The organism is Bacillus bruguierae, assembly GCF_037104725.1.
GTDB lineage: Bacteria > Bacillota > Bacilli > Bacillales > Bacillaceae_G > Bacillus_A > Bacillus_A bruguierae.
Window position 1 is genome coordinate 97,103 of the sequence record NZ_JBAWSX010000009.1, and the last position, 13,084, is coordinate 110,186.

General features: G+C 36.3%; 12 protein-coding genes and 1 pseudogene. All 13 read left to right on the forward strand.

From position 1 onward, the window contains the following. The first annotated feature begins 38 nt into the window (after window positions 1-38). On the forward strand, window positions 39-1,121 hold the full coding sequence (locus WAZ07_RS15760; RefSeq protein ID WP_336473221.1) for a BMP family lipoprotein: 1,083 nt from the start codon (window positions 39-41) through the stop codon (window positions 1,119-1,121). Between the two features lie 81 nt (window positions 1,122-1,202). Further along, a complete protein-coding gene (locus tag WAZ07_RS15765; protein ID WP_336473222.1) occupies window positions 1,203-2,735 on the forward strand; it encodes an ABC transporter ATP-binding protein in 1,533 nt (510 codons plus the stop codon). Further along, window positions 2,728-3,786 carry an ABC transporter permease gene (locus WAZ07_RS15770; RefSeq protein WP_090912826.1) on the forward strand — a complete coding sequence of 353 codons (1,059 nt, stop codon included), beginning with the start codon at window positions 2,728-2,730 and terminating at the stop codon, window positions 3,784-3,786. The genes WAZ07_RS15765 and WAZ07_RS15770 overlap by 8 nt, the downstream gene beginning before the upstream one ends. Further along, window positions 3,787-4,746 (forward strand): ABC transporter permease, encoded by a 960-nt coding sequence (locus WAZ07_RS15775; protein ID WP_336473223.1) that lies wholly within the window; start codon window positions 3,787-3,789, stop codon window positions 4,744-4,746. A 131-nt stretch (window positions 4,747-4,877) separates the two neighbouring features. Continuing rightward, window positions 4,878-6,152, forward strand: coding sequence for an EF-P 5-aminopentanol modification-associated protein YfmF (gene yfmF, locus WAZ07_RS15780; RefSeq protein ID WP_336473224.1), 1,275 nt, complete (start codon window positions 4,878-4,880; stop codon window positions 6,150-6,152). A gap of 1 nt (window position 6,153) precedes the next feature. Next, on the forward strand, window positions 6,154-7,440 hold the full coding sequence (yfmH, locus tag WAZ07_RS15785; protein WP_336473225.1) for an EF-P 5-aminopentanol modification-associated protein YfmH: 1,287 nt from the start codon (window positions 6,154-6,156) through the stop codon (window positions 7,438-7,440). 21 nt (window positions 7,441-7,461) lie between these two features. After that, window positions 7,462-8,175, forward strand: coding sequence for an elongation factor P 5-aminopentanone reductase (gene ymfI / locus WAZ07_RS15790; RefSeq protein WP_090912834.1), 714 nt, complete (start codon window positions 7,462-7,464; stop codon window positions 8,173-8,175). A gap of 110 nt (window positions 8,176-8,285) precedes the next feature. Next, window positions 8,286-8,534, forward strand: coding sequence for a DUF3243 domain-containing protein (locus tag WAZ07_RS15795; protein WP_090912835.1), 249 nt, complete (start codon window positions 8,286-8,288; stop codon window positions 8,532-8,534). 151 nt (window positions 8,535-8,685) lie between these two features. After that, a complete protein-coding gene (locus tag WAZ07_RS15800) occupies window positions 8,686-9,471 on the forward strand; it encodes a DUF3388 domain-containing protein (RefSeq protein ID WP_090912837.1) in 786 nt (261 codons plus the stop codon). A gap of 21 nt (window positions 9,472-9,492) precedes the next feature. Then, entirely contained in the window at window positions 9,493-10,383 is an 891-nt protein-coding gene (locus tag WAZ07_RS15805; RefSeq protein WP_336473226.1) for a helix-turn-helix domain-containing protein, read from the forward strand. Between the two features lie 64 nt (window positions 10,384-10,447). Continuing rightward, entirely contained in the window at window positions 10,448-11,026 is a 579-nt protein-coding gene (gene pgsA, locus WAZ07_RS15810) for a CDP-diacylglycerol--glycerol-3-phosphate 3-phosphatidyltransferase (RefSeq protein WP_336473227.1), read from the forward strand. Window positions 11,027-11,047: 21 nt separating this feature from the next. Beyond that, on the forward strand, window positions 11,048-12,286 hold the full coding sequence (locus WAZ07_RS15815) for a competence/damage-inducible protein A (protein WP_336473228.1): 1,239 nt from the start codon (window positions 11,048-11,050) through the stop codon (window positions 12,284-12,286). 152 nt (window positions 12,287-12,438) lie between these two features. After that, window positions 12,439-13,053: pseudogene (recA, locus tag WAZ07_RS15820) on the forward strand (recombinase RecA); the annotation flags it as partial. Between the last annotated feature and the right edge of the window lie 31 nt (window positions 13,054-13,084).

Below are 13,084 nucleotides of genomic sequence, written 5' to 3' on the forward strand. Positions count from 1 at the left end.
TAAGTAACTAGATACATATTTTAGGAGGGGTTTTTAGTATGAAGAAAAAAGCGGGGATTTTATTATCATTAACGTTGGCAGCAAGCACAATTTTAGGAGCTTGTGGAAACACTGATAAGTCAAGTGAGAAAAAAGAGGGAAAAGAAAGTAAAAACTTTAAAGTTGGTATGGTTACAGATGTTGGTGGAGTAGATGATAAATCATTCAACCAATCTGCTTGGGAAGGTTTAAAAAAGTTTGGTAAAGATAACAAGTTAAAAGAAAATGAAGGATATCGCTACCTTGAATCTACTAAGGATGCAGATTATATTCCAAATTTAGCAAAATTTGTAGACACGAACTACAATTTAACATTTGGAATTGGTTATAAAATGCAAGAGTCTATAAAAGAAACGGCAGGAAAGAATCCGAAAAAACAATTTGCAATTGTTGACGCAGTAGTTGATAAGCCAAATGTAACAAGTATTACATTTAAAGACCACGAAGGTTCTTTCCTTGCAGGTGCGGTTGCAGCAATGACAACAAAATCAAATAAAGTAGGATTTATTGGAGGAATTAAAAGTCCTCTAATCCAAAAGTTTGAATCTGGTTTCATGGCTGGTGCGAAAACTGTAAATCCGAATATTGAAGTTATATCTCAATATGCAGAAGCATTTGATAAACCAGAAAAAGGTTCTGTATTAGCTTCGGCTATGTACGGTCAAGGTATTGACGTAATTTATCATGCATCTGGTGCAACTGGTAATGGTGTATTTACAGAAGCGAAAAACCGTAAGAAAAAAGGTGAAAATGTTTGGGTAATTGGGGTTGACCGTGATCAAAACCAAGAAGGTATGCCAGAAAATGTAACATTAACTTCAATGGTAAAACGCGTTGATGTTGCGGTAGAAAAGGTTTCACAAAAAGCAAAAGACGGTAAACTTGAAGGCGGTAAAAAAGAAGAGTTTGGTTTACAAGATGATGGTGTTGGAATTGCAAAAACAACTGACAACGTGAAAAAAGTAAATCCAGAAATTGTAACAAAAGTAGAAGAGTTTAAAAAGAAAATTGTAAGTGGTGAAATTAAAGTGCCATCTACTCCAGATGAGTACAAAACATATGAGGCTTCTCTTAAAAAATAATGGTAGATCGATAGCAAAGGTTAGTTCTAGGAACTAACCTTTGCATATATAAAGAACTTTGTCCTGTTAAGGAGGAATAATATGGAATACGTCATTGAGATGAATAATATTACAAAAGTATTCCCAGGGATTGTGGCGAATGATAATATTACGCTGCAAGTGAAACAGGGAGAAATTCATGCGTTACTTGGAGAGAATGGTGCTGGGAAATCCACACTTATGAATGTTTTGTTTGGATTGTATCAACCAGAACAAGGTGAAATTAAAATTAAAGGGAAACCTGTAAAAATTACAAATCCAAATGTAGCGAATAATCTTGGAATTGGCATGGTACATCAGCACTTTATGCTAGTTCATAATTTTACAGTTACAGAAAATATTATTCTCGGAAATGAACCGAAGAAAAGCGGGAAAATTGCTATTAACGAAGCTGCTAAAGAAATTAAAGCATTATCTGAGCAATACGGATTGTCGGTAGATCCATATGCGAAAATAGAGGATATTTCTGTTGGAATGCAGCAGCGTGTAGAAATTTTGAAAACGCTCTACCGTGGAGCAGAAATTTTAATTTTTGACGAACCGACAGCTGTATTAACGCCGCAGGAGATTCAAGAACTTATTCATATTATGAAGAAGCTTGTGCAAGAAGGGAAATCTATTATTCTTATCACACATAAGTTGAAAGAAATTATGGAAGTATGTGATCGTTGTACAATTATTCGTAAAGGAAAGGGAATTGGAACGGTAGACGTTGCAAATACAGATGAAAACAAGCTTGCAGAATTAATGGTTGGACGTCAAGTGAATTTTAAAACAGAAAAGTCAGACGCCAAACCACGTGAAAATGTACTTGAAATTTCCAATCTTGTTGTGCACGATGCACGTCATTTACCTACCGTAAAAGGACTTGACTTAACTGTTCGTGCAGGAGAAATTGTTGGTATTGCTGGAATCGATGGAAATGGACAAAGCGAATTAATAGAAGCGATTACTGGTTTACGAAAAGTTGAGTCAGGCTCTATTACGTTAAGAGAGAAAGACGTAACAAATTGGCCAGTTAGACGTATTACAGAGGAAGGTGTTGGGCACATTCCTGAAGATCGTCATAAGCATGGACTTGTTCTTGATTTTTCTATCGGAGATAACATGGTACTGCAAACGTACTATAAAAATCCGTATTCTAAAAAAGGTGTTTTAAATTTTACAAAGATTTACGAAAAAGCAAAATCATTAATTGAGCAGTTCGATGTTCGTACACCGAGTGAGCATACGCCAGCGCGAGCATTATCTGGAGGAAATCAGCAAAAGGCAATTATTGCTCGTGAAGTAGATCGTGATCCGGATTTATTAATTGCAGCACAGCCAACACGTGGTTTAGATGTTGGGGCAATTGAATTTATTCATAGAAAGTTAATTGAACAGCGTGATAAAGGAAAGGCAGTTCTGTTGCTTTCGTTAGAACTTGACGAAATTTTAAATGTAAGCGACCGCGTTGCTGTGATTTATGAAGGGAAAATTGTTGATATTGTAAATGCAAAAGAAACAAATGAGCAACAACTAGGTCTATTAATGGCTGGGGGAAAGAAGAAAGAGAAGGTGAACACAAATGGCTAAAAAATTTTTAACGGAGCGAACAATTAATATTTTAGTACCTGTATTATCCGTTATTTTTGGTTTACTTGTTGGAGCCATTGTCATGATTACGAGCGGATACGATCCAATCGTCGGCTATGCCGCATTATGGGATGGCATGGTCGGAAATCCACGTGCAATAGGTGAAACACTCCGTACGATGATTCCACTTGTTCTTGCTGGTTTATCAGTAGCGTTTGCCTTCCGTACAGGCTTGTTTAATATCGGGGTAGAAGGACAATTGTTAGTGGGATGGCTTGCTGCGGTTTGGTTCGGTTATGCTGTTTCGTTACCACCTTTCCTCCATGTTCCATTATCGATATTAGTTGCAGCACTTGTTGGAGGACTGTGGGGATTTATTCCTGGATATTTAAAAGGGAAGTTTAAGGTAAATGAAGTTATCGTCACAATTATGATGAATTATATCGCACTTTATGTAACTTATTACATTATAAGGAATTTTTTACATGAAGCAAATGAAAAATCGTATGATATAAAAGCGAGTGCGTCTTTAGCTTCTTCTTGGTTAGCGTCTTTAACAGATGGTTCTCGCCTGCACTGGGGAATCGTTGTAGCGATTGTTACAGCACTTATTATGTGGTTTTTGTTAGATCGTACAACATTAGGTTACGAGCTCAAATCAGTTGGATTCAATCAGCACGCTTCTAAATATGCGGGAATGAAAGTATCACGTAATGTTGTGTTATCAATGACGATTGCTGGTGCATTTGCTGGAATTGGCGGTGCAATGGAGGGGCTTGGAACATTCCAGAGCATGACAGCGATGTCTTCTTTTACAGGAATAGGATTTGATGGTATTGCCGTTGCTCTTCTTGGTGCAAATAATGCATTTGGTATTTTGTTATCAGCACTTTTATTTGGCGGATTGAAAAGTGCTGCACCGCAAATGAACTTTGAAGCGAACGTTCCATCTGAACTTATTAACGTTATTATTGCATGTATTATTTTCTTTGTAGCATGTAGCTATATTTTACGATGGGCACTTTCGCGTTTTAGCAAGGAGGGGAAATAAATGAGTTTCCTAGATATTGTAGCCGTTCTTGTCACAGGTACGTTATATACGGCAGCACCGCTTATTTTTACAGCACTTGGAGGCGTATTTAGTGAACGTTCTGGAGTTGTTAACATTGCATTAGAAGGTTTAATGCTGTTTGGTGCGTTTATTGGCGTTGTTACAACTTTATTAATGGGGGATACATGGGGAGCGATGACGCCGTGGATTGCACTTATTTTTGCAGCGATTGGCGGGGGATTATTTGCGCTTCTTCATGCGGTTGCTTCAATTACATTCCGTGCAGATCAAGTTGTTAGTGGAGTGGCGATTAACTTTTTAGCGTTAGGATTAACAGTGTTTGCGATTAAAAAGATTTTTGGAAAAGGTCAAACTGATTTTATCCAATATCGTATTGAAAAAATTGATATTCCTGGCCTTTCTGATATTCCTGTTATTGGAAAAGTATTTTTCTCTGATGTACCGTTAACTTCTTATATCGCAATTATTTTAGCATTTGTAGTTTGGTATGTAATTTATAAAACACCATTTGGCTTACGATTACGTGCTGTTGGAGAACATCCGATGGCAGCTGATACGATGGGTATTAATGTTTATAAAATGCGCTACATTGCAGTTTGTTTATCAGGTATGTTTGCAGGTGTCGGTGGTGCTGTGTTTTCAACATCTATTTCAAATAATTTTTCTGGCTCTACAATTACAGGGCAAGGATTTTTAGCGTTAGCAGCAATGATTTTTGGAAAATGGCATCCAATTGGAGCGCTAGGTGCAGCGTTATTTTTTGGATTTGCACAGTCACTTGGTGTTACAGGTGGTACAATTCCTGTTTTAAATCAAATTCCAAGTATCTTTTTAACGATATTACCATATGTATTAACAATTTTTGCACTTGTCGGTTTTGTTGGGCGTTCTGAAGCACCAAAAGCGCTTGGAACACCGTATGAAAAAGGAAAACGCTAAAAGCTAAAAAGCTCGCACATTAGTGCGAGTTTTTTTACATACAATAACGTTAATACATGAGAAAATTTGCATTTTCTTTTGTGAAAACTGTATATTGAAGAAGAAAATTCCTTTTTAGAGGAGGTTTACGAATGGATCTTATAAAACAAGAAACACATGAATTAGGTGGATTACGCGTACATATGATTCCAACAGAAAAATATAAAACGAATACATTTGTATTACGGTTAAAGTCACCGTTATGTGAAGAAACGGTAACAGAACGGGCCTTGCTTCCCTATGTATTACAAAGTGCTACAGAAACACACCCATCTGTTATTCGAATTCGTCAATATTTAGAGGAGTTATATGGTTCGTCATTAGCTGTTGATGTAAGTAAAAAGGGTGAGGATCATATTATTTCTATTTATATAGACATTGCCAATGAAACTTATTTACAAGAAGCGCCGCCGCTCTTTGAAAAAGCGCTTGCTATGCTTGCTGATATTTTACTAAGACCAGCAACAGAAGGAAGTGGTTTCTTACAAACGGTAGTAGAAAGTGAAAAACGTGCACTCGTGCAGCGTATTGAATCTACGTTTGATGATAAAATGCGCTATGCCAATGAACGCCTTATCGAAGAAATGTGTAAAGTAGAACCGTATCGCTTAAGTGCAAATGGTCAAAAAGAGCACGTTTCTAAGATTACAAACGAAACGTTGTATCAATATTATAAAAAAGTAATAGCTGAAGATGAAATGGATTTATACATTATCGGTGATATTGAAGAAGGAGCTCTTGACCTTGTGAAACGGTATTTTTCTGTTTCTAAACGTGAACCGAAAGAAAGAAATGTATTGCTTCATAAGAAAAATGAGGAAGAGCAAGAGGTTGTAGAAAAACAAGAACTTAAACAAAGTAAATTAAATATTGGATACCGCACGTATATTACGTATCGTGACGAAGACTATTTTGCTTTGCAGTTATTTAATGGCTTGTTTGGTGGTTTCTCGCATTCGAAATTATTTGTTAATGTACGTGAGAAAAACAGCTTGGCATATTATGCTGCTTCTCGTTATGAAAGTCATAAAGGACTTCTGTTTGTAATGTCTGGAATTGAGGGAGAAAATTATGAAAAAGCTGTTACGATTATTAAAGAACAAATGATAGCGATGCAAAATGGCGATTTTACTGATGAGGAAATCGTACAAACAAAAAGTGTGATTAAAAATCAAATTTTAGAGACAATTGATACGCCGCGCGGTCTTGTAGAACTTCTGTATCATGGAGTAATTGCAAATTATGACCGCCCTGTAGAAGAATGGTTAACAGAGATTGAACGAGTAACGAAAGATGGAATCGTTAAAGTAGCAAATAATATTCAGCTAGATACAATTTACTTCTTACATGGGACGGAGGGTGTTTAAGATGGAAAAAATCGTGTATGAACAATTAAAAGAAACGCTGTATTACGAAAAACTGTCCAATGGCCTAGAAGTATATATTCTCCCAAAGCAAGGGTTTAATAAAACGTATGCAACATTTACGACAAAGTATGGTTCTATTGATAATACGTTTGTGCCGCTTGAGAAAGACGAGATGCTTCGTGTACCAGATGGAATTGCACATTTTTTAGAACATAAATTGTTTGAAAAAGAGGATCACGATGCGTTTCAATTATTTAGTAAGCAAGGAGCTTCTTCAAACGCATTTACATCGTTTACAAGAACTGCATATTTATTTTCTTGTACATCAAACGTTGAAACGAATCTAGAAACATTGTTAGATTTCGTGCAAGATCCATACTTTTCGGAACAAACTGTTGAGAAAGAGAAAGGAATTATTGGGCAAGAAATTCAAATGTATCAAGATAATGCAGATTGGCGCTTATACTTTGGGTTAATTGATAGTTTATATAGGAAACATCCTGTAAAGATTGATATCGCTGGAACAATTGATTCGATTAGCGAAATTACAAAAGATTTGCTGTATGAATGTTATCATACATTTTATCACCCAAGTAATATGTTATTATTTGTTGTTGGTTCTATTGATCCAGAAAAGACAATGAATTTAGTGCGTGAAAATCAAGCGAAGAAAAATTATACTGCTCCCTCAGAAATTGCGCGGTCTTTTGATGAAGAACCAGAACAAGTAAATGAGAAAAAAATGGTCATTACAATGCCAGTACAAACACCGAAATGTTTAGTTGGTGTGAAAACGAAAGACTTGAAACAAGAAGGAAAAGACTTGCTGAAACAAGAAATTGCTTTAACGCTTCTGTTAGATTATTTATTTGGAAAAGGTTCTACCCATTATGAAACATTGTATAATGAAGGGTTAATTGATGATACGTTTTCGTATGATTATACAGAAGAAAGCAGTTTCGGTTTTGCGATGATTGGCGGAGATACGAAGCAACCGGATGAACTAGCAAAGCGCGTAACTGATATTTTGTTGCAAACAGATTATGATGAGTTATGCGCAGAAACGTTAGAGCGTGTGAAAAAGAAGAAAATAGGTGGTTTTTTACGCTCGCTAAATTCACCAGAGTATATTGCAAATCAGTTCACACGATATGCATTTAATGGGTCTAGTTTGTTTGACGCATTATCTGTTTTGGAAAGTTTATCAATTGAAGATTTACAAACAGTTTCGAAAAGCTTTTTAAAAGAAGAACGAGTAAGTATTTGCCAGGTACTTCCGAAGAAATAATGTAGTAGAGAGAGGAAAAAGATGAAGAAGTTTGCATTAGTTACCGGGGGAAGTGGGGGAATCGGTTCTGCCATTGTAAGACAGTTAGTGAAAGATGGCTACACAGTGTATGTTCATTATAACCAAGGTGAAAAGAGAGTTCAGCAATTAGAACAAGAACTGAAAGATATTATTCCAGTTCAAGCTAATTTATCAGAAATAGATGGTGCTTGGCAACTATGGTCGCAAATCTATCATCCAATTGATACTGTTGTATATGCAGCTGGAAAAAGTATCTTTGGGTTAAAAACAGATATTACCGATGAACAATTAAATGAGATGGTGGAACTGCAAGTGAAAAATGTATATAAACTTGTTTCATTTGCACTTCCCTCAATGATTCGAAACCGAAGTGGGAATATTGTCGTTATTTCTTCCATTTGGGGACAAATAGGTGCTTCCTGTGAAGTGTTGTATTCTATGGTAAAAGGAGCACAAAATTCATATGTAAAAGCATTGGCAAAAGAAGTTGCATTAAGCGGTGTACGAGTAAATGCAATTGCTCCAGGTGCAATTGAAACAGAGATGCTGCATATATTTTCGAATGAAGAAAAGCAAGAGATTGCAGAAGAAATTCCGCTTGGTCGATTAGGGCTGCCAGAGGAAGTGGCAAATACAGTTGCATTTGTAGTTTCTTCACAAGCATCTTATATAACAGGTCAAATTATTGGGGTTAATGGGGGCTGGCATTGTTAATTGCTTAAAGTAAGGAGTATCATATTTTACTTTTTGCTCTCGTACATAAAAAAGGACATAATGGCAAATAGTAAACATGACTCCATTACTTTATAGCGAGGTGCTTAACAATGTCAGTATTAGATAACTTTGAACAATGGAAAGGCTTTTTAGGAGAGCGTTTAGATCAAGCACAAGGAAAAGGCTTAGACGGCGGTGCAATTTCTGATATGGCTTATCGCATTGGGGATTATTTAGCAAATGAAGTAGAAGCACGAAATGACCAAGAAAAATTATTGATGGAGCTTTGGAAGGTTGCAGATGAACAGGAGCAACATACAATTGCAAACTTAATGGTGAAAATGGTCAACCATAAGTAGCGAAAAGAGAGGAAGAATCCTCTCTTTTTTTGTCGATTTTGAGAATCTCTACATTAAATTGAGTTCTCGATTATACATTTCACTTTCCTATTAAGAGAAAATCATATAATATAGTACGTAGATGTAAAGTAAGCAAGGGGAGTGTCATCAAATGATTGAATGGTATTTTGAGTATGAAATACATAAAAACCGACCTGGCTTGCTTGGTGATGTTTCTTCGTTAATCGGTATGCTTGGTATTAATATTGTAACAATTAATGGGGTAGACAATGCTAGGCGCGGATTATTATTAATGTGCGATAATCAAGAACAAATTTCTAGACTTGAATCAATTCTAAATACGATGGATAATATAACTGTAACGAAATATCGTCCACCGAAGCTTCGTGATCGATTAGCAGTTCGGCATGGAAGATATATACAACGGGATGCGGATGATAAGAAAACATTTCGTTTCGTTCGTGATGAATTAGGTTTACTTGTTGATTTTATGGCAGAACTTATGAAAAAAGAAGGCCATAAATTAATTGGAATTCGTGGGATGCCGCGCGTTGGAAAAACCGAGTCCATCGTTGCTGCAAGTGTGTGTGCAAATAAACGTTGGCTTTTTGTGTCGTCTACTCTTATTAAACAGACGGTACGCAGTCAATTAATTGAAGATGAATATAATGATAATAATATCTTTATTTTAGATGGAATTGTTTCAACGAAGCGCGCAAATGAACGACACTGGCAGCTTGTTCGCGAAATTATGAGATTGCCAGCAACAAAGGTTGTAGAGCATCCAGATGTATTTGTGAGTCAGTCAGAATATACACTTGATGATTTTGATTACATTATTGAATTGCGAAATGATTACGATGAAGAAATTCAATACAGTCTAGTAGATGAAATTGAACAGGGAAATCAAAATAATTTTTCTATGTTCGACTTTTAAAGAAATATTGAGGTGTTAGCATTGACAGAATTAGGACAAAAGCTGAAAGAAGCACGAGAAATGAAAGGTTTTTCCATCGATCAGCTGCAGGAAATTACGAAAATTCAAAAACGCTATTTAATTGGTATTGAAGAAGGAAATTTTAGTATAATGCCCGGGGATTTTTACGCGCGTGCCTTTATAAAGCAATATGCGGAAGCAGTTGGGCTAAATGGAGAGGCGACACTAGAAGAATATAGACACGAAATACCACAGACGGCTTCTCAGAGTGTTCCGCAAGTTCCAACGGGACAAAAAGCGCAGGAAACTGTGCAAAGAGCAGCGTCATCGCCAATTGCAGACCATATGCCTAAAATTTTAATTACATTGCTTGTTATTGCTGTTGGTGTTGCAATTTGGTTTGTATTTCAGTTTGTTTTAGGTAAAAATGACGATAGTCAAGTAAAACAAACGAAAAATGCACAAACAGAAGTGGAAAAAGCGGAAAATTCTCCTCTTGATAAAAAGAAAGAAGAGAAAAAAGAAGAGAAAAAAGAAGCAGTACCTCAACAACCTCAGCAGCAACAAAATACAGCTCAACAAGAGATTAAAGTTGTTGACAAGGATGGGAAAGAATCTACATTAGAACTTCGCCATAATAAAGAGTTTAAACTAGAAATAACAGCAAAAGGTACAAGTTATGTAGATATTAAAAATGAAAGTGGTAAAGTATTCTATACAGGTACTTTAAATAAGGATGAAACACAACAACAGGATTTATCGTCAGAACAAGTTGCGCGTTTAAACATTGGTAGTGCGCCAAATGTTGAAATTAAAATTAACGGTCAAGTTATTGAATTCCCACAAAATACAGAAGAAATGCGTCATCAAATTTTGGTGATTAAAAACTTAGGGGAACAACCTGCACAATAATAGTCATCGTTCCGATGACTTTTTTCAATGCATAAACTGTTTTTGACATGATGGAGGAATAGCTGTGAATTTACCAAATAAAATTACTGTATCAAGAATATGCTTAATTCCTGTATTTTTAATTATTATGCTCGCTCCATTTGATTGGGGAGTGTATACAATTGGAGATGTAGAATTGCCAGTTCAGCACTTAGCTGGAGCTCTTGTTTTTATTATTGCTTCTGCGACAGATTGGATTGATGGCCATTATGCAAGAAAACATAATCTTGTAACGAATTTAGGGAAATTTTTAGATCCTTTGGCGGATAAATTATTGGTATCTGCGGCATTAATTACGCTTGTAGATTTACATTATGTAGCGGCTTGGATGGCGGTTGTTATTATTAGCCGAGAATTTGCTGTTACAGGCTTGCGTCTTGTATTAGCTGGTACAGGGGAAGTGGCTGCTGCGAAGATGCCTGGGAAAATTAAAATGTGGATGCAAGTTATTGCAATTTCTGCCTACTTACTTCACGATGTTCCATTTAATTTAATTCATATTCCAATTGCAGATATTTCAATATGGGTTGCACTTATTTTCACTATTATTTCAGGATGGGATTATTTCTGGAAAAATAGAGGAGTTTTTGTGGATTCGAAATAACGGCTTATGGGGGAATGGAAGATGAATGCAGAGATTATCGCGGTTGGTACAGAGCTATTGCTTGGGCAAATTGCGAATACGAATGCCAAATTTTTATCAGAAAAGCTGGCATCTATCGGAATCGATGTATATTATCACACTGTCGTTGGGGATAACAATAATCGATTACGCCGGGCAATTGAAATCGCTCAAAAACGTGCAGATATGTTGATTTTCACAGGTGGTTTAGGACCAACAAAAGACGATTTAACGAAAGAAACAATTGCTTCCTCCTTGCAGGAAGAGCTTGTATATGATGAAATAGCACTTGATTCCATTGCTGATTATTATAAAAGAACGGGAAGAGAGTTTACAGAAAATAATAAAAAACAAGCTCTTGTTTTAAGGGGAGCAACTGTGTTTGCAAATGATCATGGTATGGCTCCGGGTATGGGATTATGTAAAGATAACAAGGTGTATATTTTACTTCCAGGACCACCTAAAGAAATGAATCCAATGTATACAAGTTATGTAGAGAATTGGCTTCTTCCTTTTACATCTGGTGAGAATCTATATTCTCGCACTCTTCGATTTTTTGGAATTGGAGAATCACAATTAGAGGCAACGATTCAAGATTTAATAGATGCTCAAACGAATCCGACCATTGCTCCCCTTGCTTCTGAAGGAGAAGTAACGCTTCGCTTGACAGCAAAGCACCATGATGCAAAAGAAGCTGAATCTTTGATAAATCATGTAGAAGAATTGATTTTACAAAGAGTAGGGCAATTTTTTTATGGATATAATCAAGATCTTCTTCATCAAAAAGCAATTACTTTGCTCAAACAAAAATGTTTGAAGATTGCATGTGCTGAAAGTTTAACAGGTGGCTTATTTGGTAATCGTATTACTGAGGTTGCCGGTGTGTCTTCTCTGTTTACAGGCGGCGTAATTTGTTATAGCAATGATGTAAAGCAACATGTTTTACATGTTCCGGAAAAGACTTTACAAACAGATGGAGCTGTTAGTGAAGCTTGTGCCCGTTATCTTGCTGAAAATGTGAAAAAACTGATGCAAGCCAATATCGGAATTAGTTTTACTGGAGTAGCAGGGCCGGATATGTCTGAAGGAAAAGAGCCAGGAACAGTGTTTATCGGCTTAGCAATAGATGAACAGCCAACGGTAGTTATTCCCCTTACATTAAGTGGAAGTCGTCAGCAAATTCGTGAACGAACTGTAAAATATGGGTTTTATCATCTGTATAAGAAGCTAGAAGAGATATAAATCTCTTCTAGCTTCTGTTATTTTCTATAGAAAAATAGAGGTTTTCATCTACTGGAAATAAAAAAAACGAATAAACGTTCGATTTTTGTTGGCATAATGGGAAGAAAATATGTATAATAAAATTAGCATTTAAGTTAAGGAGGAATTTTTGAATGAGTGATCGTCAAGCGGCATTAGATATGGCGTTAAAACAAATAGAAAAACAATTCGGTAAAGGCTCTATTATGAAACTAGGGGAGCAAGCGGAACGTAGGATTTCTACTGTACCAAGTGGTTCATTGGCACTTGATGTTGCCCTTGGAGTTGGTGGCTATCCACGAGGCCGTATTATTGAAATTTATGGACCTGAAAGTTCAGGTAAAACAACAGTTTCCTTACATGCGATTGCAGAGGTACAGCGTCAAGGCGGACAAGCGGCATTTATTGATGCAGAACATGCAATGGATCCTGTATATGCACAAAAACTAGGTGTTAACATTGATGAATTATTATTATCTCAACCAGATACAGGAGAACAGGGGCTAGAAATTGCGGAAGCATTAGTACGAAGCGGTGCAATTGATATTATCGTTATTGACTCTGTAGCAGCACTTGTTCCAAAAGCGGAGATTGAAGGAGAAATGGGTGACTCTCACGTTGGCTTACAAGCACGTTTAATGTCACAAGCTCTTCGTAAATTATCTGGTGCGATTAACAAGTCAAAAACAATCGCAATTTTCATTAACCAAATTCGTGAAAAAGTTGGGGTTATGTTTGGAAATCAACAAATGGTTGCTTAATCTTTATAGATTAAGGAGT